Annotated in this window: 23 protein-coding genes and 1 other annotated feature; of the genes, 21 read left to right on the forward strand and 2 right to left on the reverse strand. The window is 49.5% G+C overall.

Annotated elements, in window-relative coordinates; translation table 11 throughout:
- Positions 1-45: 45 nt before the first annotated feature.
- Positions 46-1,461: a glutamine synthetase family protein gene (locus ACPUC7_RS02910; protein ID WP_494921696.1), complete on the reverse strand. Its 1,416-nt coding sequence runs from the start codon at positions 1,459-1,461 to the stop codon at positions 46-48.
- Positions 1,462-1,674: 213 nt separating this feature from the next.
- Between ACPUC7_RS02910 and puuD the strand changes: the two genes are divergently transcribed.
- The 3 genes from puuD to ACPUC7_RS02925 are packed head-to-tail and all read left to right on the forward strand — an operon-like array spanning position 1,675 to position 4,294.
- Positions 1,675-2,439 (forward strand): gamma-glutamyl-gamma-aminobutyrate hydrolase, encoded by a 765-nt coding sequence (gene puuD, locus ACPUC7_RS02915; protein WP_494921697.1) that lies wholly within the window; start codon positions 1,675-1,677, stop codon positions 2,437-2,439.
- Complete coding sequence (puuR, locus tag ACPUC7_RS02920; protein ID WP_494921698.1) at positions 2,436-2,993, forward strand: HTH-type transcriptional regulator PuuR; 558 nt, start codon at positions 2,436-2,438, stop codon at positions 2,991-2,993. The genes puuD and puuR overlap by 4 nt, the downstream gene beginning before the upstream one ends.
- A gap of 23 nt (positions 2,994-3,016) precedes the next feature.
- Positions 3,017-4,294, forward strand: coding sequence for an NAD(P)/FAD-dependent oxidoreductase (locus tag ACPUC7_RS02925; protein WP_494921699.1), 1,278 nt, complete (start codon positions 3,017-3,019; stop codon positions 4,292-4,294).
- Positions 4,295-4,351: 57 nt separating this feature from the next.
- Here the strand turns inward: ACPUC7_RS02925 and ACPUC7_RS02930 are convergent, their stop codons facing one another.
- Complete coding sequence (locus ACPUC7_RS02930) at positions 4,352-5,179, reverse strand: SDR family oxidoreductase (RefSeq protein WP_494921700.1); 828 nt, start codon at positions 5,177-5,179, stop codon at positions 4,352-4,354.
- Between the two features lie 181 nt (positions 5,180-5,360).
- On the opposite strand from ACPUC7_RS02930, the gene hisL reads away from it, so the two are divergent.
- The 18 genes from hisL to ACPUC7_RS03020 all read left to right on the forward strand — a co-directional run bounded on the left by hisL (position 5,361) and on the right by ACPUC7_RS03020 (position 21,863).
- Entirely contained in the window at positions 5,361-5,408 is a 48-nt protein-coding gene (gene hisL / locus ACPUC7_RS02935; RefSeq protein ID WP_100396937.1) for a his operon leader peptide, read from the forward strand.
- Positions 5,384-5,505: a sequence feature (His leader region), on the forward strand. Its footprint overlaps the gene before it by 25 nt.
- Before the next feature lie 53 nt (positions 5,506-5,558).
- Complete coding sequence (hisG, locus tag ACPUC7_RS02940; protein ID WP_097096747.1) at positions 5,559-6,458, forward strand: ATP phosphoribosyltransferase; 900 nt, start codon at positions 5,559-5,561, stop codon at positions 6,456-6,458.
- 4 nt (positions 6,459-6,462) lie between these two features.
- Positions 6,463-7,770: a histidinol dehydrogenase gene (gene hisD, locus ACPUC7_RS02945; protein WP_494921701.1), complete on the forward strand. Its 1,308-nt coding sequence runs from the start codon at positions 6,463-6,465 to the stop codon at positions 7,768-7,770.
- Positions 7,767-8,837 carry a histidinol-phosphate transaminase gene (gene hisC / locus ACPUC7_RS02950; protein ID WP_494921702.1) on the forward strand — a complete coding sequence of 357 codons (1,071 nt, stop codon included), beginning with the start codon at positions 7,767-7,769 and terminating at the stop codon, positions 8,835-8,837. Before hisD ends, hisC begins: the two co-directional genes overlap by 4 nt.
- A gap of 2 nt (positions 8,838-8,839) precedes the next feature.
- Positions 8,840-9,907 (forward strand): bifunctional histidinol-phosphatase/imidazoleglycerol-phosphate dehydratase HisB, encoded by a 1,068-nt coding sequence (gene hisB, locus ACPUC7_RS02955; RefSeq protein WP_494921703.1) that lies wholly within the window; start codon positions 8,840-8,842, stop codon positions 9,905-9,907.
- Complete coding sequence (hisH, locus tag ACPUC7_RS02960) at positions 9,907-10,497, forward strand: imidazole glycerol phosphate synthase subunit HisH (RefSeq protein WP_494921704.1); 591 nt, start codon at positions 9,907-9,909, stop codon at positions 10,495-10,497. Before hisB ends, hisH begins: the two co-directional genes overlap by 1 nt.
- The gene (gene hisA / locus ACPUC7_RS02965) at positions 10,497-11,234 is read left to right on the forward strand and encodes a 1-(5-phosphoribosyl)-5-[(5-phosphoribosylamino)methylideneamino]imidazole-4-carboxamide isomerase (protein ID WP_494921705.1); all 738 of its coding nucleotides are present in this window, start codon (positions 10,497-10,499) and stop codon (positions 11,232-11,234) included. The genes hisH and hisA overlap by 1 nt, the downstream gene beginning before the upstream one ends.
- Positions 11,216-11,992, forward strand: coding sequence for an imidazole glycerol phosphate synthase subunit HisF (gene hisF, locus ACPUC7_RS02970; RefSeq protein ID WP_007888882.1), 777 nt, complete (start codon positions 11,216-11,218; stop codon positions 11,990-11,992). Before hisA ends, hisF begins: the two co-directional genes overlap by 19 nt.
- On the forward strand, positions 11,986-12,597 hold the full coding sequence (gene hisIE, locus ACPUC7_RS02975; RefSeq protein ID WP_343551233.1) for a bifunctional phosphoribosyl-AMP cyclohydrolase/phosphoribosyl-ATP diphosphatase HisIE: 612 nt from the start codon (positions 11,986-11,988) through the stop codon (positions 12,595-12,597). The genes hisF and hisIE overlap by 7 nt, the downstream gene beginning before the upstream one ends.
- Positions 12,598-12,714: 117 nt before the next feature.
- Positions 12,715-14,031, forward strand: a complete 1,317-nt coding sequence (locus tag ACPUC7_RS02980; RefSeq protein ID WP_494921706.1) for a type II toxin-antitoxin system HipA family toxin — start codon at positions 12,715-12,717, stop codon at positions 14,029-14,031.
- Complete coding sequence (locus ACPUC7_RS02985) at positions 14,028-14,363, forward strand: helix-turn-helix domain-containing protein (RefSeq protein WP_494921707.1); 336 nt, start codon at positions 14,028-14,030, stop codon at positions 14,361-14,363. The genes ACPUC7_RS02980 and ACPUC7_RS02985 overlap by 4 nt, the downstream gene beginning before the upstream one ends.
- Positions 14,350-14,826: a YbaK/prolyl-tRNA synthetase associated domain-containing protein gene (locus tag ACPUC7_RS02990; protein ID WP_494921708.1), complete on the forward strand. Its 477-nt coding sequence runs from the start codon at positions 14,350-14,352 to the stop codon at positions 14,824-14,826. The genes ACPUC7_RS02985 and ACPUC7_RS02990 overlap by 14 nt, the downstream gene beginning before the upstream one ends.
- A gap of 65 nt (positions 14,827-14,891) precedes the next feature.
- The gene (locus tag ACPUC7_RS02995) at positions 14,892-15,689 is read left to right on the forward strand and encodes an ABC transporter substrate-binding protein (protein WP_494921709.1); all 798 of its coding nucleotides are present in this window, start codon (positions 14,892-14,894) and stop codon (positions 15,687-15,689) included.
- A 191-nt stretch (positions 15,690-15,880) separates the two neighbouring features.
- Positions 15,881-16,804: a methyltransferase domain-containing protein gene (locus ACPUC7_RS03000; RefSeq protein WP_494921710.1), complete on the forward strand. Its 924-nt coding sequence runs from the start codon at positions 15,881-15,883 to the stop codon at positions 16,802-16,804.
- A gap of 135 nt (positions 16,805-16,939) precedes the next feature.
- On the forward strand, positions 16,940-18,055 hold the full coding sequence (locus ACPUC7_RS03005; RefSeq protein WP_494921711.1) for a succinylglutamate desuccinylase/aspartoacylase family protein: 1,116 nt from the start codon (positions 16,940-16,942) through the stop codon (positions 18,053-18,055).
- A gap of 73 nt (positions 18,056-18,128) precedes the next feature.
- Positions 18,129-19,556, forward strand: coding sequence for a UbiA family prenyltransferase (locus tag ACPUC7_RS03010; RefSeq protein WP_494921712.1), 1,428 nt, complete (start codon positions 18,129-18,131; stop codon positions 19,554-19,556).
- Complete coding sequence (locus ACPUC7_RS03015) at positions 19,553-19,891, forward strand: EamA family transporter (protein WP_494921713.1); 339 nt, start codon at positions 19,553-19,555, stop codon at positions 19,889-19,891. Before ACPUC7_RS03010 ends, ACPUC7_RS03015 begins: the two co-directional genes overlap by 4 nt.
- 4 nt (positions 19,892-19,895) lie before the next feature.
- The gene (locus ACPUC7_RS03020) at positions 19,896-21,863 is read left to right on the forward strand and encodes a hypothetical protein (RefSeq protein ID WP_494921714.1); all 1,968 of its coding nucleotides are present in this window, start codon (positions 19,896-19,898) and stop codon (positions 21,861-21,863) included.
- Positions 21,864-21,933 lie beyond the last annotated feature (70 nt).

Raw genomic sequence — 21,933 nt, forward strand, 5'->3', positions numbered from 1 at the left:
AAATTAGGCCATCGGCACAAGACGTTAGATCAAATCTCTCCGCACTTAAGCGTTCTTCAGCATCCAATCAATCTCAGTGGCGGTGATTAAGCGCTCAAACTGCATTAATTCATACTGTTTGCAGCTGTGCCACACGCCGCTGAAACGCTCGCCCAACAGCTTTTGCAGCGGATAGCTATTCTCGAATTCGTACAGCGCATCGCTCTGCCGAATCGGTAGTGCTAGCCCTTCCGCCTCATGTCCGTTGCCCTTTACTGCATGCGGTAAGGGTAGCTGATTATCCAAACCATGCAAAATTCCGGCAAGAATTGTTGACACCACCAGATAAGGATTTGCATCCGCACCGGCCACGCGATACTCGATGCGATGATTATCGGCATCGCCGCAAGGAATACGTAAGGCTACCGTACGATTATTATGTCCCCATGACGCTTGCAGCGGCACATAGGATTCCGGCACAAAGCGGCGATAAGCATTTACATTCGGCGCCAGCAACGCCATCGAAGCCGGCATCAGATCGATCATTCCCGCCAGCGCACGCTTCATCAGCGGCGAATCACTGCCATCATCCAATGAAAACGCGTTGTGGTCGGCGGCATCCATCATGCTGATATGCACGTGCATGCCGCTGCCGGCGTACTCTTCATACGGCTTGGCCATAAAGGTGGCGGTCATTCCGTGATTTTCCGCTACCTGACGGATCAAGCGTTTCAGCTGAATCGCGTGATCGCAGGCTTTCAGCACATCGCGGGTGTGATGTAGGTTGATTTCGAACTGGCCGGGCGACGCTTCCGCCAATGCGCCATCCGCCGGAATGCCCTGCTGCTTGGCAAGATTATCGATATCACGCAGAACGTCGGCGAAATGGTCGAGATTATCCACCGAATATACTTGGCTCTGCATATTACGTTCATCGCTACCCGGCGCACATGGCGGTTGGATGTACCCTTCCGCATCTCGATGCTTATCCACCAGATAGAACTCCAGCTCTACCGCTACCACCGGGAATAATCCTCGATTGCGCAGCTGTTGCCACAAGCGATTGAGGACATTACGGGGTTCAACGTCAAAGGGAGTGCCATCTTGGTTACACATGGTCAGCAGCAGCTGGGCGATGTGAGTGGGATCCGCAGCGGAAGGTATCAAGGTGCCGGGAACCGGCGTGCAGAGGTGGTCGGGTTCGCCAAGTGACTGTCCTAGTCCCGCTTCTTCGACCGTGTTACCGAGAATATCCATGGCAAAAACCGAAGCCGGGAAATAACAGCCTTTTTCCAGTTTGGCTAATGCGGAGATGGGAATGCGCTTACCGCGAAATACCCCATTTAAATCATTAAGAAGAATATCGACATACTGCGTTTCAGGATGGCGTTCCAGCCAGGTTTTCACCTCCAGCTGGAACGCGCTTGTTCGTTTTTCTTCACTGTGTCGCGTGAAGTCTTCTACTTCTACGAGGTTCGTCATGTTCCCACCCGCCCTTTACCGTTTAAATTTGGTGCGCGCAATGCTCAAAATAACAGCCACTCTTCTAACATAGCTCTAACGCAAAAAGTGTGCAAATGTAACAAATCTGTTTGAAGAACGAACATGTGGTTGCTAGATTGACAAAATATTGCACACTTTTAAGTCTAGCCGCGCAATTTCGGTGAAAATATTGAACAGCAACGTGGAGACGTTATGGGCATTATTTTTGACAAGCCCTTGATTGGTGTAGTGATGTGCCAAAACTTCATCGGCAGCCATGTAGGGCAAACGGTTCACAACAAATATCTCGACGCTATTGTCCTGGCTGGCGGCGTGCCGCTGCCTTTGCCACATCAATTGATGCACGCACCTCATCTATTAGAAAACAGTATGACCTTGCTGGATGGCATTTTGCTGACCGGCAGCCCCAGCAACATCGAGCCATGGCATTACGGTGAAGATGGTAAAGAAGCGCATGCCGATCCAGCGCGCGATCGCCTTGCCTTTGGCTTGATCACTCACGCGATTGGCAAAAAGATGCCGATGTTTGGCATTTGTCGCGGCTTACAAGAAATGGTGGTAGCCAACGGCGGCGCGCTGCATCGCCAACTGCACATGACCCATCTTTATCAGGAACATCGCGAAGACGACTCCTTACCGTTAGATCAGCAGTACGCGCCGGTGCACGACGTGCAACCGGAAAGCGATGGCATGTTGCGTGAACTGCTGGGCAGCGATGCGCCGTTTGCCGTGAATTCTCTGCACGGTCAGGGCATTCGCGAAACTGGCCCGCAGCTGCGCGTAGAAGCGCGTGCAGCGGATGGCTTGGTTGAAGCGGTCAGCCTGCGCCAGCATCCGTTTGCGCTGGCGGTGCAATGGCATCCGGAATGGCATTCTGAAGACGATCCCATCTCACGTCGTTTGTTTGCGGCCTTTATTGCCGCCGCGCGCAGTTATCACAAGGGAAAGCAGCCATGAATGATGCCACTCTGGCACCCGGACGACGTTTGTCGCAGATCCGGCAAGAGTTGGGATTGTCTCAGCGTCGCGTCGCTGAGTTGTCAGGTTTAACGCACAGCGCCATTAGCACCATCGAACAGGACAAAGTCAGCCCGGCAGTCAGCACCTTGCAAAAGTTGCTGAAGGTTTATGGTCTGTCGCTGTCGGAGTTTTTCTCTGAACCGAAAATCAACGCCACGCCGCGCGTGATTGTGCGTCCGGAAGAGTGCGTGGAGATCGGCAGCCTCGGCGTCTCGCTGCTGTTGGTGGATAACGGTGCCGCACGCCGCGCGCTGGCGATGCTGCTGGAGAGCTATGAACCGGGCGCCAGCACCGGCGAGAAGATCCGCCATCCCGGCGAAGAGACCGGCACGGTGCTGGAAGGCGAAATTACCCTGGTGGTGAATGGTCAGAGCTACCATTTGTATCGCGGTGAAAGCTACGTGATTGATACCGGTTTACCGCACAGTTTTACCAATACCTCAGATCAACCGTGTCGCATTGTTAGCGCGCATACGCCCGCCAATTTCTAGGTTTCGCGCTTAAGGAGGCTTTGATGCAACATGTGGGAAGTTTTTACGCCGCAACCGCCAACGCTCATGCACCGTGGCCAGAATTGCAGGAATCGGTGCAGTGCGATGTCTGCATCATCGGCGGCGGCTTTACCGGACTCTCTTCGGCGTTGTTTCTCACTGAAGCCGGTTACGACGTGGTGGTTTTGGAGGCCGCGAAAATCGGCTTTGGCGCCAGCGGCCGCAACGGCGGTCAGGTAGTGAACTCGTATAGCCGTGACGTGGATGTGATTGAGCAGCGCTACGGTAAGCAAACCGCGCAGATGCTAGGCAGCATGATGTTTGAAGGCGCGGAAATTATCCGCGATCGCATCGATCGTTATGCTATCGCCTGTGATTATCGTCCCGGTGGCATTTTCGCCGCGCTCAATCAGCGCCAAATGGGCCATTTACGCAGCCAGAAAGCGCTGTGGACGCGTTATGGTAATCACGATTTAGAACTGCTGGATGAACGCGGCATTCGTCGTGAAGTGGCTACCGACCGCTATGTTGGTGGATTGCTGGATAAGCGTGGCGGGCATTTGCATCCGCTCAATCTGGCGCTGGGCGAAGCCGAAGCCATTCGTCGTCACGGCGGCCGTATTTACGAACAATCGGCGGCGCTGGAAGTGAAGTATGGCGCGCCGCATCGGGTAAAAACCGCCAAAGGCGAGGTGACAGCCACCTTTGTGATTTTTGCGGGCAACGCCTATTTACCGTCACAACTTGAACCGCGTCTGAGCCGCAAAAGCATGCCGTGTGGCTCGCAAATCGTGACCACCGAACCGTTAACGCGCGATCAGGCGCTGGGTTTGCTGCCGAACAATCATTGCGTTGAAGATTGTAACTATCTGCTCGACTACTTCCGCCTCACCGCCGATAACCGCCTGCTGTATGGCGGCGGCGTAGTGTACGGTGCGCGCGAACCGGATGATATCGAAGCGCTGATTCGCCCTAAATTGCTGCGCACCTTCCCACAGCTGCGTGATATTAAAATCAGCCATCGCTGGAGCGGCAACTTCCTGCTGACGCTATCGCGCATGCCGCAGTTTGGTCAGGTGGAGAAGAATGCGTTCTTTATGCAAGGCGATAGCGGGCACGGCGTCACTTGTACGCACCTTTCCGGGAAATTGATTGCGGAAGTGCTACGCGGGCAGGCGGAACGGTTTGACGCGTTTGCTAAGTTGCCGCACTTGCCGTTTCCCGGCGGGAGAAGGTTTAAAGTGCCGCTGACGGCGATGGGCGCGGCGTGGTATGCGTTGCGGGATCGATTGGGGGTTTAAGATTGACCAGGTCGCCATAAATGGCGACCCTACGGAGCATTCCCGGTAGCAGGGAAATCACTCCAGCGGCATTTTCATCGGGTCGTCATACGTATACTCAAACCCCAACTCGTTGGCGATCTTCGAGCCATCGATCACCTTCCCCGCTGAACGCTCAACTTCGTTAGCAAACGTCGGCGGCTCCAAACCCAACTGTTTCGACACGCTCGGATAGAAACTGTCGCGTGACGGATGTTTCGAAGCGCACAGGTTGTAAACGTGCCCGCCTTTAGGCGTTTGTAGCAGCAGCACAATCGCATCCACCACGTCATCAAGATGCACCAGATTCACTGCGTGCCCGCCATTCTCCAGCCCGGTTTTTCCGGCGAGGAAACGGCCGGGATGGCGGTTAGGCCCGACTAATCCGGCCAAACGCACGATATCCACGCTGGTGCCCGGCAGATCGTGCAGCCAGTTTTCCAATTCCACCAGCGTTTTGCCGGCGACGGTTTCTGGTTGCAGCGGGCTGCTCTCTTTCATCACGCCATTGCCGCTGCCGTACACCGATGACGAGCTGGTGAAAATAATGCGCGGCACTTTTTTCGCCAGCGCGGTATCCACCACGTTTTGCACCGCTTGCAGATAGGCTTCGCCGCCTTGTACCGTGCGGCTGGCGGGCAAAGTCACCACCAGCGCGTCCACCGCCATCAGCCGCTCTAAATCTTCCGCTTCACACTCCAGTTCTGGCGTGAGCACCAGTTGAAACGCATCAATGCCGCAGCGACGTGCCGCGTCCACACCATCCGGCGAGGTTTTGCTGCCGGTCACTTGCCAACCGCGTGCCGTTAGCGCCATCGCCAGCGGCATCCCCAGCCATCCCAGACCTACAATCGCGACCTTTTTCATATCGACTCCTGATACACGGCTCGTTGAAACTTCATCTTAGTGCCGGGAGATGTGGCAAACCAGCGCAAACTGTTTCGGGAGATTCCGGAAATTGACGGTTAAAAAAGGGTTGCCAAATTTCATCATCTTGGTTAGGTTAATCAGCACGCAAATGAATACTCATTCAGCAACGGAATTTACTATGACACGCGTTCAGTTCAACCACCATCATCACCATCATCCTGACTAGTCTTTCAGGCGATGTGTGCTGGGAGACGATTAGGATCTTCCAGTGGTGCGAACGCAAAGAGAGCCCCCGGAAGATCATCTTCCGGGGGTTTTTTTATGGGCGAACGCAACCCGACAAGTTCAAACAGGATTGAATAAGAGGATAGGAACCATGTTAGATAACACCCGTATTCGCATAGCTATGCAGAAATCAGGCCGTTTAAGCGATGAATCACGCGAATTGCTGGCGCGCTGCGGTATCAAAATCAACCTTCAGCAGCAGCGTCTGATTGCGTTTGCGGAGAACATGCCTATCGACATCCTGCGTGTACGTGATGACGATATTCCTGGCCTGGTGATGGATGGCGTGGTGGATCTCGGTATCGTCGGCGAAAACGTGCTGGAAGAAGAGCTGCTGAACCGCCGTGCACAAGGCGAAGATCCGCGCTACTTCACGCTGCGTCGTTTGGATTTCGGCGGTTGCCGCCTGTCGCTGGCGATGCCGGTTGATGAAGAGTACACCGGCCCGCAATGCCTGAATAACGCCCGCATCGCTACCTCTTATCCACACCTGCTGAAGAAATACCTCGATAAACAAGGCGTCGCTTTCAAATCTTGCCTGCTGAACGGTTCTGTCGAAGTGGCACCGCGCGCCGGTTTGGCCGATGCGATTTGTGACCTGGTTTCTACCGGCGCAACGCTGGAAGCCAACGGCCTGCGCGAAGTAGAAGTGATTTATCGTTCGAAAGCGGTGCTGATTCAGCGCGATGGTGAGCTGCCTGCCGCCAAGCAAGAACTGGTCGACAAAATGATGACGCGTATTCAGGGCGTAATTAAAGCGCGTGAATCCAAATACATCATGCTGCACGCGCCAAGCGAGCGTCTGGAAGAAGTGATCGCCCTATTGCCGGGTGCTGAGCGTCCAACCGTGCTGCCGCTGGCGGGTGATGTGAGCCGCGTGGCGATGCACATGGTCAGCACTGAGACGCTGTTCTGGGAAACCATGGAAAAACTGAAAGCGCTGGGCGCCAGCTCAATCCTCGTATTGCCAATCGAAAAAATGTTGGAGTAATACGATGAACAAGCTGATGACGCCGATTGATTGGCAGCAGTGTAATGAAGAACAGCAGCAAGCGCTGCTGATGCGTCCGGCGATTTCAGCCTCGGAAAGCATCAGCCAGATCGTGCGTGACGTGCTGGTTAAAGTGAAGAATGAAGGCGATGCGGCGCTGCGTGAATTCAGCGCGCGCTTCGACAAAGCGCAGGTGGACAATCTGCGCGTTAGCGCCGAAGAGATGCAAGCCGCCAGCGATCGTCTGAGCGACACGCTGAAGCAGGCGATGGCGGTGGCTGTTGGCAATATCGAAACCTTCCACAACGCGCAAATTCTGCGTGAAGTGGATGTGGAAACCCAGCCTGGCGTGCGCTGCCAACAGATTACCCGTCCAGTGAAATCGGTTGGACTTTACATTCCTGGCGGTTCCGCCCCGCTGTTCTCCACCGTGTTGATGCTGGCGACGCCTGCGCGCATTGCTGGTTGTGGACGCGTGGTGCTGTGCTCGCCGCCGCCGATTGCCGATGAAATTCTCTACGCTGCGCAACTGTGCGGCGTGAAGGAAGTGTTTCAGGTTGGCGGTTCACAAGCGATTGCCGCCCTCGCCTTTGGCACCGAAACCGTGCCGAAAGTGGACAAGATTTTTGGCCCAGGCAACGCTTATGTCACCGAAGCCAAACGTCAGGTCAGCCAACGTCTCGATGGCGCAGCAATTGATATGCCCGCCGGTCCATCCGAAGTGCTGGTGATTGCCGATGAAGGCGCAACGCCAGCATTCGTGGCATCAGATTTACTGTCGCAGGCTGAACACGGCCCGGATTCACAGGTGATCCTGTTGACGCCTTCTTTAAAGCTGGCTGAAGGCGTGGCGCAAGCGGTGGAAGAACAATTGGCGCAACTGCCACGCGCGGTGACTGCACGCCAGGCGCTGGAAAGTAGCCGCCTGATTGTGCTGCGTGATTTGGCGCAATGCGTGGAGATTTCCAATCTGTACGGCCCAGAGCATCTGATCATCCAGACGCGTCAGCCGCGCGAATTAGTGGATGACATCACCAGCGCCGGTTCGGTGTTCCTCGGCGATTGGTCACCGGAATCGGCGGGCGATTACGCCTCCGGCACCAACCATGTGTTGCCAACTTACGGTTACACCGCCACCTGTTCCAGCCTCGGATTGGCCGATTTCCAGAAACGTATGACGGTGCAAGAATTGACGCCACAAGGCTTCATGAATCTGGCCGCAACCATTGAAACGCTGGCCGCCGCCGAGCAGTTAGAAGCCCACAAAAACGCCGTGACCCTGCGCGTTGCCGCATTGAAGGAGCAAGCATGAGCCTGAATATTGAAGATTTGGCGCGCGCCAACGTGCGAGCCTTGACGCCGTATCAATCGGCGCGTCGTTTGGGTGGCAACGGCGATGTGTGGCTGAATGCCAACGAATTTCCGCTGCCGGTGCCGTTTGAATTGTCGCAGCAAACCCTGAACCGCTATCCAGAATGCCAGCCAAAATTGGTGATTGAACGTTACGCCGCTTACACCGGTTTATCGCCAGAGCAGGTGTTGGTCAGTCGCGGTGCCGATGAAGGTATCGAACTGCTGATGCGCGCGTTCTGCGAGCCGGGTAAAGATGCGATTCTGTTCTGCCCGCCAACCTACGGCATGTACAGCGTCAGCGCCGAAACCATCGGCATTGAATATCGCACCGTGGCCGCGCTGGAGGATTGGCAGCTCAATTTACCGGCTATCGCTGATCAACTCGACGGCGTGAAAGTGGTGTATATGTGCAGCCCGAACAATCCCACCGGCAATCTGATCAATCCCGACGATATCCGCAATCTGCTGGAGATGACCGCCGGTAAAGCGCTGTTAGTCGCCGATGAAGCCTATATTGAGTTTTGCCCGGAAGCGACGCTGGCGGGTTGGCTGAAGGATTATCCGCACTTGGTGATTCTGCGTACGCTGTCGAAAGCCTTTGCGCTGGCGGGTTTGCGCTGCGGCTTCACTCTGGCGAACAAACCGGTGATCGATCTGCTGATGAAGGTGATTGCGCCCTATCCGCTCGCCACGCCGGTTGCCGATGTGGCCGGACAAGCGTTGAGCGAGCAAGGTATTGCCTTAATGCGTCAACATGTGGCGCAACTGAATGCCAATCGCGCCTGGCTGTTTGAGCAGTTGCCGCAGCTGGATGTGGTGCAGCAAGTGTTCCCGAGCGAAACCAACTATATTCTGGCGCGTTTCACTGATTCGCCAAAAGTGTTTAAAACGCTGTGGGATCAAGGCATTATTCTGCGCGACCAAAACAAAAACCCCGGCCTTGCGGGATGCCTGCGCATCTCCATCGGCACCCGTGAAGAGTGCGAGCGCCTGATCGCCGCGCTGCAAGCCTTATCAGTGGAGTAAGCATGAGTCAGAAGATCCTTTTTATTGACCGCGACGGCACCATCATCTCTGAGCCACCTACCGATTATCAGGTGGATCGCATGGAGAAGCTGGCGTTTGAGAAGAACGCGATCCCGGCGCTGCTGGCGTTGCAAGCTGCGGGTTATCAGTTGGTGATGATCACCAACCAGGATGGCCTCGGCACCGATAGCTTCCCGCAGGCGGATTTTGATGGCCCGCATAATCTGATGATGCAGATCCTCAGCTCGCAAGGTATCAACTTCAGCGACATCCTGATTTGCCCGCACATGCCGGATGACAACTGTGATTGCCGCAAGCCAAAAACCAAAATGGTTGAAGCCTGGCTGGCCGAAGGCGCGCTGGATACCGCCAACAGCTATGTGATCGGCGATCGTCTGACCGATATTCAGCTGGCGCAAAACATGGGTATTCAGGGCCTGCGCTACGGTAAAGAAGGCGAAGATTGGGATGCTATTCAGGCGCGTTTAACCAAGCGCGATCGCTATGCGCTGGTGCAGCGCAATACCAAAGAGACGCAGATCAAAGTCGAAGTGTGGCTGGATCGCGAAGGCGGCAGCAAAATTAATACCGGCGTCGGTTTCTTCGATCACATGCTGGATCAGATTGCGGTGCACGGCGGTTTCCGCATGAACATCGACGTTAAAGGCGATCTGTATATCGACGATCACCACACCGTGGAAGATACCGGTTTGGCGCTCGGCGAAGCATTATTGAAAGCGCTGGGCGACAAGCGCGGCATCGGCCGTTTCGGCTTTATGCTGCCAATGGACGAATGTCTGGCACGCTGCGCGCTGGATATTTCTGGCCGCCCGCACATCGAATTCAAAGCCGAATTCAGCTACCAGCGCGTTGGCGATCTCAGCACCGAAATGGTTGAGCACTTTTTCAGCTCCCTCTCCTACGCCATGATGAGCACGCTGCACCTGAAAACCAAAGGCCGCAACGATCACCATCGCGTCGAAAGCCTGTTCAAAGCCTTTGGCCGCACGCTGCGTCAGGCGATTCGCGTTGACGGCAACACCTTGCCGAGTTCGAAAGGAGTGCTGTAATGAACGTGGTGATCCTCGATACCGGCTGCGCCAATTTGTCGTCGGTGAAGTGGGCGATTGAGCGCCTCGGCTATACGCCGCAGGTGAGTCGCGATCCCGATGTAGTGCTGCATGCCGACAAACTGCTGTTGCCGGGCGTTGGCACCGCGCAAGCCGCGATGAATCAGTTGCAGGAACGCGACCTGATCGATCTGATCAAAGCCTGTACGCAGCCGGTTTTAGGCATTTGCCTTGGCATGCAGCTGCTCGGACGCGGCAGCGATGAGAACGGCGGCGTCACCACGCTTGGCCTGGTGGATGAACCGGTTTCGCTGATGGATACCCAAGGTTTGCCGCTGCCGCACATGGGCTGGAACCAGATCACCGCACAAGCCGGTCATCATCTGTTCCGCGACATTCCCGACGGCAGCTATTTCTACTTCGTGCACAGCTACGCCATGCCAGTGAACGCCGCCACCATCGCCCAGTGCGATTACGGCCATCCGTTCACCGCTGCCTTGCAGAAAGATAACTTCTTCGGCGTGCAGTTCCACCCGGAGCGTTCGGGCAAAGCCGGCGCGCAGTTGCTGAAAAATTTCCTGGAGATGTGATGATTATCCCCGCATTAGATTTAATCGACGGCAAAGTGGTGCGTCTGCATCAGGGCGATTACGGCCAGCAGCGCGACTACGGCAGCGATCCACTGCCACGCTTGCAAGATTACGAACGCCAAGGCGCGGAAGTGCTGCACCTGGTGGATTTAACCGGCGCGAAAGATCCGGCCAAACGTCAGATTCCGCTGCTCACCACCTTACTGCGCGGCGTGAACGTGCCGGTGCAAGTTGGCGGCGGCATCCGCAATCGCGATGATGTCGCGGCATTGCTGGCGGCGGGCGCGACGCGTGTTGTCGTCGGTTCTACTGCTGTTAAGCAACAAGAAGAAGTGAAAAGCTGGTTCAGCGAGTTTGGTGCCGACGCCATTGTGCTGGCGCTGGACGTGCGCATTGACGCCAATAATCGTAAAGAAGTGGCGATCAGCGGCTGGCAAGAAGCGGCGGGCGTGACGCTGGAAGAAGTGATTGGCTGGTATCAACCGGTCGGTCTTAAACACGTGCTGTGCACCGATATTTCGCGCGATGGCACGCTGAGCGGCTCCAACGTCGAGCTGTATCAAGAAGTTTCTGCGGCCTTCCCGGACATTGCGTTCCAGTCTTCTGGCGGCATTGGTTCACTGGATGACATCGCCGCGCTGCGCGGCAGCGGCGCGCAAGGCGTGATTGTGGGTCGCGCCTTATTGGAAGATAAATTCACCGTAGCGGAGGCAATCGCATGCTGGCAAAACGGATAATTCCTTGTCTTGATGTGCGTGACGGACAAGTGGTGAAAGGCGTGCAGTTCCGCAACCACGAAATCATCGGTGATATCGTGCCGTTGGCGCAGCGCTATGCGCAAGAAGGTGCAGATGAATTGGTGTTCTACGATATCACCGCCTCTTCTGATGGTCGCGTAGTGGATAAAAGCTGGGTGTCGCGTGTGGCAGAAGTGATTGATATTCCTTTCTGTGTGGCCGGCGGCATCAAAAGCGAAGAAGATGCCGCGCGCATCCTGCAATTCGGTGCCGACAAGATCTCCATCAACTCGCCAGCATTGGCCGATCCGACGCTGATCACTCGCCTTGCCGATCGTTTTGGCGTGCAGTGCATCGTGGTGGGCATTGATACCTGGTTTGATGAAGCCAGCGGCAAATATCACGTCAATCAGTACACCGGCGACGAAGCGCGTACCAAAGTGACCACGTGGGAAACGCTGGATTGGGTGCAGGAAGTACAGAAACTGGGCGCCGGCGAAATCGTGCTGAATATGATGAACCAGGACGGCGTGCGCAACGGCTACGATCTGGTGCAACTGAAGAAAGTGCGCGACGTCTGCAAGGTTCCACTCATCGCCTCCGGCGGCGCGGGCACCATGCCGCACTTCCTCGAAGCCTTCGAGCAAGCCAATGTTGATGGCGCGCTGGCCGCTTCGGTGTTTCACAAACAAATTATCAATATCGGCGAGTTGAAAAACTTCCTGATCGACAACGGTGTGGAGATTCGCGCGTGTTAACAGCAGAACAACTGACCAAACTGGATTGGGTCAAAACCGCGGGCATGATGCCTGTGATCGTCCAGCACAACGTTTCCGGCGAAGTGCTGATGCACGGTTATATGAATGAGGAAGCGCTGCAAAAAACCCTCAGCGAGGGCAACGTCACCTTCTTCTCGCGCACCAAGAATCGCTTGTGGACCAAAGGCGAAACCTCTGGCCACTTCCTGCAAGTCGCCAGCATTACACCGGATTGTGATAACGATACGCTGCTGATTTTAGCCAACCCGATTGGCCCAACCTGCCATCTCGGCACCTCCAGTTGCTTCTCACCTGCGGCACCAGACTGGACGTTCTTGTATCAGTTGGAGCAACTGCTGGCTTCACGCAAAACCGCCGATCCGGAGAGTTCGTATACCGCGAAACTCTACGCCAGCGGCACCAAGCGCATCGCGCAGAAAGTCGGTGAAGAAGGCGTAGAAACCGCGCTGGCCGCCACGGTCAACGATCGCCACGAACTGACCAATGAAGCGTCAGATCTGCTGTATCACCTGATGGTGCTGTTGCAGGATCAGGAGCTGGATTTGAGCACCATCATCAATAATCTGCGTGCGCGTCATAAATAACGGATTGTGCAACATACTGCTCAAAATTGGCTTCTACGGCTAATTTTGAGCAACATACTTCTCAAAAAATCAAATGCGAACTAGAATTGAGCAAGATACTGCTCAATAGGCTCTCGCATGCTTACCTTACAAATCTATCTTGATGGCCGTTGGCAAGATGCCGCACTGCTCGATTGCAAAGAGCCGCTCAAAGGTCGCGATAGCGAAGCCTTACTGGCTTACGACTTCAATTACGCCGTTGACCATCTGGATCGCAACGATATTGCCAGTTGCAGTATCAATTATCCGGTGATGCTGATTGGCAGCCACTTCGCCAAACCTTGGTTCGGTTTTCTTGACGACATTATTCCCGCCGGGGCAAGCAGACGTTACTGGATTACGCTACTTGGTCTGCAAGGTAAAACCGCCAGTGAGCAGGATTTTGCGCTGTTAAAAGCGGGTACTATCGCGCCCGTTGGCAACCTACGTATTAAGGAATCCTTACCGCAGTTGCCTGCAAACAGTCAGCTTAAAAGTCGGCGCTTCCCCGCTGAATGGGCGATCGAGCGTGATACTGATTTTCTTGAATATGCGCAGCAGATGGGCGCGGCGAGCGGCGGTGCAACGGGCGCTGGCGGTGAAGCACCAAAACTATTGTTGCGCCGGAATAGCAACAGCGAAGTATGGATTGATACCTGGCAGGATGATCCGCTAAATCAAGACACTGCCTATCTGGTTAAATATCCGCGCGGTGCACGTAGCCCGATTGATTGCGATATCCTGCGGGCGGAATACCATTTCTATCATGAGTTACATGCGCTGGGCGTTGAGACTATCGACACCCAACAGATGTTGCTATGCGAAGGTGAACGCTATCCTTCGCTTTGGTTGCCGCGTTTTGACGTGGATTTTAGCTCTGGCCAAAAAGTGCTGTATGGATTGGAATCAGTTTATTCCATCATGCAAAAAGCGCCCGGCAGCTATCTCAACCATTTTGAAGTTCTGCAATCTTTGGTAGATAAGCTGAAACTCGATGCTGAGCAAACTGCTCAACTGATAATCGAGTGGGTTAAACGTGACATGCTGAATATCGCTTTCGGCAATTCAGATAATCATGGCCGCAATAGCGCCATTCTCAAGAAACCCACGGGAATGGGCTTGTCCCCGGTTTATGATTTCGCCCCAATGAAAGCCGATCCCGAAGGCATAGTGCGTACTACACAATGGGGCTCGCCTTTCGAGGAAGGCGGCCATTATCAATGGCAGCTGATTGCCCAACAGCTTAATGACTTGGCTCCCCATGATGTTTTGCTCGCGGAATTGGGTGCGCTGGCGAAAAAACTGAAAGGATTGAAGGCGCGTTTGGCGGCGCGTGGCGTGCCGACGTCAATACTGGAAATGCCGGGCATCGGTTTTAATTATCTGGATGAACGCATCGCAGGATGGCAATTATGAAAAAAAACCTGTCTCCTTTTGAGCGTGAGGCAATGCTGCTAGACCTGTTGCAACAGTTCATCGAAGAGAAATTCACGCAAGGGGCGTTATTGATGCAATTGCGTAAAAAGGTGTTGGGCTTCTCGCAAGATCGCTACGCGGCACTGGCTGGAATCAGTCGTCGCACACTCTCTGACATTGAACAGGATAAAGAGAGCATCACGTTGACGACATTAAACCGGGCATTCAAGCCATTAGGATTAAAGCTGGGTTTATTGCCGCGCCAAACGCATATGATGCAAGCGCTGCTGACCCAACTTGCTAAACAAGGAGACCGCCATGACCACTCATGAAAAACTGCTCGCCCTGCTCGATCAACATCAAGCTCGATATCGTGTGATGGAACATGAAGCGACCGGTAAATGTGAAGCGGTGGCAGCGATTCGTGGTACGGAAGTGGGTCAAGGCGCGAAGGCGCTGGTGTGCCATGTGAAAGGTAACGGCATCAAACAGCATGTATTAGCCGTGCTGCCCGCCGACCAACAAGCCGATCTCAGCAAAGTGGCTGCCGCAGTGGGTGGGCGTCGCGCATCGTTGGCTTCTCCGGCAGAAGTCGATGCGCTGACCGGCTGCGTATTTGGCGCCATTCCCCCGTTCAGTTTCCACGCCGATTTAATGTTGGTGGTCGACCCACTATTGTTCGAGCGCTATGACGAAATCGCCTTCAATGCTGGCCTGCTGGAGCAATCGGTGGTGATGGATGTGGTGGATTATCAAGCACTGCACAATGGTAACGTGATGAAAATAATCCAGTAATTGCCTTGATTAGCCCTGAGCGGTACTCTTCGTGCTTCCACATCACGTAAAAGAAGACCGAATTTATGGCAAGTTCTTGTTTTACCGCCCGCCTGCGTCAAACGCTGGCGCTGGCTGTGCTGGCAGGTTGCGCATTTGGTGCGCAGGCAAAAATTGATCAAGTGCGCTTCGCGGTTGATCCGACCTACCCTCCTTTCGAATCCAAAACCCCACAAGGCAAACTGGTTGGCTTTGATATCGACCTCGGCAATGCGCTGTGCGAGCAGATGCAAGCGAAATGCGTGTGGGTCGAGAGCCAGTTTGACGGCATGATTCCGGCGCTAAAGGCACGTAAATTCGATGCAATTTTGTCCGATATGGGCATCACCGAAGAACGCCTGAAGCAGATTGACTTCACTGTGCCGCTGTACGACACCCACACCCAGCTGATTGCGCGCAAAGGTTCTGGCCTGCTGCCGACCGCCGAATCGCTGAAAGGGAAAACCGTTGGTGTTGAGCAAGGTACAGTGCAGGAACGTTATGCGCTGGCCAAATGGCAGCCGCACGGCGTGCAAGTAGTGCCTTATGGTGACCAGGCACAAGTGGAAAGTGACCTGATTTCTGGTCGTCTTGACGTGGTGTTTACCGATGCGGCGCAAGCAGCAAACGGCTTTCTGAAGCATCCACAAGGCAAGGATTTCGAGTTAGCTGGCCCGATTGTGCAGGATCCGATTATCGGCCCAGGCACGGCGATTGGCCTGCGTAAAGGCGATACCGAGTTGAAAACCGCGCTGGATAACGCCTTCGCTGAAATCAAAAAGAACGGCACTTTCGACAAGATCCAGAAGCAGTATTTCGCGACGGATATCTCCATTCAGAAATAATAGATATTTTGCGGTTCATCAACAACTAATCGACATGATTCCAAATGAAATAGGGCACCATTTAATCGCCCTATTTTATTTCTTAGAAAAGTATATCGATAAATAAACTGATAAATCACAACAATGACGTTTATTGCCTCAGGTAAGCATACCTTGTATAATCGCAAAAAATCATTATCAGGATCGCGCACATGTCATTGTTAGAGAAAATATCAAACAAGCTTGGATATGTTATTCAACCGGCGGATAAACATCACCAAACAATTAGTGAATTAAACTCATTAAAATCGAAGCTCAACGAAAAAAACGATAATAAAACTGAAGACAACACTCAGCACCTGTACCAGATAATAAATGAACGAGATATAGAAATAAAAAACCTGGCACAGGTAATTCACAGGAGAGATGAACTAATTAATCATCTAAGACTTCATCTTCCAATGACTGATGAAACGTACTTGTTGCGTGATGAATTTAAACAGTTGCCCTATTCTGGCGCGGCGGTTCAAAAAGCATTAGATGATTATGATTTTAAAACTGTTCTTGATATTGGGGCTGGCGCGATGGCCCATTCAGAAGCATTTGCTAAGCATGGTAAATCAGTGACAGCAGTCGACTTTGGTGTTTCCATTTATTATCAGAAACACACTTTAAAGTCAGGCATTGAAATAAACCAAATAATTGGTGACTTCAATCTAATTGATTTCCCAGAAAAATACGATTGTGCCTGGGCATCACATGTTTTGGAACATCAGCCTAATGTCGATGGCTTCCTAAAAAAAATGGTTAGTCTGGTAAATGAAAACGGTGTCATTGCTATTACAGTCCCACCCCTCAAGCATGAAATTGTTGGCGGGCATGTTTCATTATGGAATGCAGGCTTAATATTATATCGTTTAGTTCTTGCTGGAGTTGACTGCACTTCTGCATCTGTCCTTTCAACAGGCTATAATATTAGTGTAATTGTCACTAAAAAATCGATAATTCCAGAAGGTATTGAATTCGATAGTGGCGATATTAGAAGAATAAAAAAATATCTCCCTGAAAACTTAGATTTCATTCCCAATGAAAATGATGATCCATTCAATGGCAACATTACTCGATTAAATTGGTAAGCACTCAAAACATCTGGCAATAGACGTGTGCTTGGGTGTTTGCAGTCGAGTTTCAGCTTGCACCATGAGGAACTATACTGCTGTGAACTCGAAAAGATTCTTTGTGCCAATTCATTTAAAGGATAACAACACGGTATGCAACAACAACATCACCCTTTGTTAAGCGCCTCACTGGGTACACAGCGTGAAATTGTGAGCTTCCATTTTGGCACTGATTCCCACCAACGCGTCTACATTCAGGCCGCTTTGCATGGCGATGAACTGCCTGGCATGGCCGTGGCGTGGTACTTGAAGCAGAAACTATTGGCGCTTGAATCGACTGGGTCATTGAAGGCTAAAATAACTTTAGTGCCCGTCGCCAATCCTCTGGCGTTGGGTCAGCATTGGCATGGAACTCATCTTGGACGTTTCCATACCCTTTCTGGACAAGATTTTAATCGCCGCTTCCCGGCTCTGGGTGATATTTTGGCCGCAGAGTTGGTAGATTCGCTCACTCAGAGTGAATTTGAAAACAAAAGACTAATTCGTGATGCCATTGATCGGCATTATCGCGACCTTATCGCACGTACAGAATTGGATGCACAACGCTTTACATTGATGCGAATGGCCAGTCAGGCTGATTTAATGATTGATCTGCATTGCGATTGGGATGCGCTACCGCATCTCTATACCACACCTCACGCATGGACGGATATTGAACCACTGGCACGCTGGTTAGGTAGCGAAGTTCAGCTATTGGCACAAATATCTGGTGGCGAGCCATTTGATGAAGCTTGTTGCGAACCGTGGATCACTTTAGCGGAGCGATTTGGCAAAGAATACCCTATGCCGCGCGGTTTATTGCCAGTGACATTGGAATTACGCGGTGTAGCTGATGTATCGCCTGAGCAGGCAGAGAAAGATGCGGACGCCATTATCAATGCTTTGATTGAAGGTGGATATATTGCAGGTGAATCTAATCAGTCCCCGGCCCTAATCAATCCGGCAACATCGTTAGCGGGATGTGAGTATATTTATGCCCCACATTCTGGACTGCTACTAAACCGTCGGAAATTAGGTGACATTATAAAGGCGGGCGAGGTGGTCGCGGAAGTTGTTGATCCCATCACAGATTTTGTAACGCCGTTGGTTGCAGAGTTTGGTGGGGTGCTTTATGCAAGGAATCTGACGAAATTCGTGACAACTGGGGCGCTTGTGGTACGGCTTGCGGGAGAAAATGCGGGTAGAAGCGGCGAGTTGTTGGTTGGATAAACTATGGAAACATTGAGCATTGTCCTAAATAAATGTTACTATTTGCACCTGTCTATGATTAAAAATAATTGATATGAAACTTGTAGATTCCCCGCTCTGTATTGATCTTGATGGCACTTTAGTGCGTACTGATACTTTAGTTGAAACTGCTATCTTGTTAATCAAGAAAAATCCATTTTACGTATTTAATATATTTTTATGGTTACTAAAAGGCAAAACGGTTCTTAAATATGAAATTGCTTCACGAGTAAAATTAAATGCATCGGCACTACCTTATAATGAGAGTGTTATCGATTATGCAATTAAGGAAAAAGCCAAGGGGAGAGAACTATGGTTAGTTACTGCTGCAAATGAGCTAATTGCTGCACCTGTTGCTCAGCACTTTGGTTTTTTTGATAAAATACTTGCTAGTGATAAAATAATAAACTTATCAGCCAGTAAAAAGGCAAAAAGGCTCATTGAAGAAATTGGTGATAAAAATTTCGATTACATGGGAAATTCAAAAGATGATCTCAAAGTATGGGAGCATGCGCGAAATGCTATTATCGTAGATCTCCCAGAAAAGTATGAGTCTGAAATCACTTGCCCTATAGTTGAAAAAATTCAATCATCAAAACCTTCGATTAAAATATGGTTAAAACAGTTGCGAGTTCATCAATGGGCAAAAAATGCGCTAATTTTTGTTCCATTTATTGCAGCCCATCAATTTTCCAATATAAATGGATTGCTTTTAAGTATTTTAGCATTCATTACTTTTTCACTATGTGCATCTAGTGTTTATATTTTAAATGATCTTTTAGATTTAGAGGCCGATAGGAAACATAATAAGAAAAAGTTTAGGCCATTAGCATCGGGAAATATATCACTAATCAATGGTTCATTAGCTACCATTTTTCTCTTAGCAGGTACGCTGATATTGTGTTTACTTTTACCAACTCAGTTTATCAGCATTCTAGCGGTCTACTATGTATTAACCTTACTCTACTCATTTTGGCTTAAAAAACTAATGGTTTTCGATGTGGCGACTTTGTCACTCCTTTACTCCATTCGAATCTTGGCGGGAGGAGCAGCGTCCAGTATCATTCTATCGAACTGGCTAATAAGCTTTTCAATGTTTTTGTTTTTTAGTCTTGCCATTATAAAACGAGTGGTTGAATTAAGGAGTGCTGGCGACTTGAATTCTAAACTTGCTGGTCGAGGCTATACACCATCAGACCTTCCTATACTGGTTTCAGCAGGGATATCTGCCGGATATATATCTATTCTCGTGTTTACTTTGTATATTGAAAGTGTTAGGCAAACATCCGCGATTGCAAATTATGAGCTTTTATATTTTATATCACCTATGTTATTTATTTGGCTTACTAGAATATGGCTTTTAACATGGCGAGATGAAATGCATGATGATCCTGTTGCTTTTGCCCTGAAAGATCTACCAAGCAAAATCATTGGTTTGATAATTGTAGTTATATTTCTTGTTTCGGCGGGAGTGTTCAATTGAATAATATTAGTCTGTTGCTTTTATTTTTAAGCGCAACATTTAGCGCCCTTGCAAGTGTTGCAATAAAATATACTGATCGTATTTTCAAATTCCAGTTTATAGAAAATGCTTTATTGAACAAGATACCGGCAATATTTCTTTATGGAATAGGTTTTGTTTTATACTCATTAGCATTGAAATATGCCACTGTTTCAAAAGCATACCCAATAATGGTCTCATTCGCAGTGTTGCAGTTGATTGCTCTTGGTGGATATTTCGGTGAGGAGCTCAATGCAAAGTTGTTTGTTGGCGCAGCGCTAATTATTACTGGCATCTTCATTATCAATTACAAATAACATTATGAAAAATAAAACTCTCATTTCAACATTAACTCTTTTGCTGATAATTCCATTACTATTTTTTTACTTTGCTAACAAAAAATACCCTATAACTGGTGATGGCAAAGAATATATTTTAATGTCTCAAGGCATAACCAGCCATTTATCGCCAAAGCTCACTCCAGATGACGCAGCGATGGTGCTCAATAACTTTAAAAAAAATGATAAAAATTTCAATGATTGGTATTTAGAATGTGCAAGTAGTGAAGTCTGCATTGAACAAAAAATAAAAAACTACAATTATTTCGAATCAAAAAATGGTGATTACTTTTCGTGGCATTTCTTTGGCTATTCAATTATTAATGCCCCATCATATTATCTTTATCAAGCACTAGGGAAGTCTCCAACGGCTTCTTTTGCTTTTATTAATAGCATATTCCTTTTTATAGCTTTTATATTAATAGTTATTAAACTAAAAGAAAGTTTTTTCTATAAAACAATATTAATATTAGCAACCTTGACCCCAACGACATTTAAATATTTAAAATGGAACCATCCCGAATCGATTACATTTAGCGCCATAATCATCTCGCTTATATACTTCAAAGAAAAGAAATTTATAACTTCCTCACTAATACTGGCTGTTTGTTCGATGCAAAACCCCCCACTGGCCTTTGCATCATTAATTATTTTTATTTATTCTGTTGTAAAAGAAATAGGTTTTGGTAGGGGGCTTATAACTGGCATTACTACATTATCACCTTCGGTAATTAAACACTTCATCTTTGGTGTAATAATGTCATTTATAATACTTGCACCAAGTATATTTTATTACATAAATTATGGAACAACAAATCTTATAGTATCACATGGTTTTTCAGACAAAAACCTAATTTCTTTTCATCGTCTTTGGGATTTTTATTTTGATTTAAACCAAGGAATGATTTTATTAATACCAGCATGCTTAATTTTTTTACTGTTGTTGCCACTCAACATTTCCAAATTAAAACGTAACAAAAACCTTAAGCTTTCTTTTTTATTCATTTCACTTAGCATTATCACTGCTATTCCATGCCTCACAACACCTAATTGGAACCCCGGGGGTGAAGATGTTCTCAGATATGTTTATTGGAATTCTGTATTCATAGCATTTTCTTTCGCAGAACTATTTAACTCACTTACAAATAAAAAAATAAAGAAAGCGATTTTTTCTTTATACATATTAACCCATCTGGCATTGCTATTAATGGTGAGTCAGGGGAAATGGTTTGCACGTGATGCATTACAGTTGTCGTATCCTGCACAGCTTGTAATCGAAACTCATCCGAGATTATATAACCCGACTCCAGAAATAATCGTTGAACGGTCAATAAATTCCGAAAAGAATTCCGCACAGTATTTTGGTAGTGGAAAAAGCCTCATGGTTATAAATAATGGCAATCTTGTAAAAGAAATGGGTAATACTGCTCAAACAGTGCCCGAATGTTCTGTAAGAAGTTTAATTACAATTGAAAATATCACTTACAAAAATATGGCTGCTGGTTGTTTAGTCTTTCGCGGAAAAATATCAGGATTATTTCCATACCCATTACCCAAAGTATCTAATGGGTTCTCTTTAAATTATGATCTGGAAAACTTAAATTACAGTATTGGTTGGAGCGTGATCGAAAGTGGATTCCGGTGGAGTGATGGTAGTGAATCTTACATACCATTCGACTATAAACTTAAATCAGGTATGCCTAAAAAAATCAGATTGTACGGATTCCCGTACCAAGAAAACACTCCAGCAATTATTACATTAAACGGCGATGAGATTTTTGATGGAAATATAGTACTGGACAATGGTTATTTTGAAATACCAATACCTAAAGTGAAATTATTCAATGAAAATAACATAATGAAATTCACTTGGAAAAACCCATCTAAACCTAACAATGGTGATTTCCGACATATCAGTTTTGCTTTTAAACGTTTAGAGTTCTTAGAGTAACTTCAATTATTTTGGCCCCATATTTATGGGGCCGAATGCAAACGCTTTAATATTATCTTTTAAACGAATT

The sequence above is a fragment of the Pantoea sp. CFCC18179 genome (genome assembly GCF_059412405.1).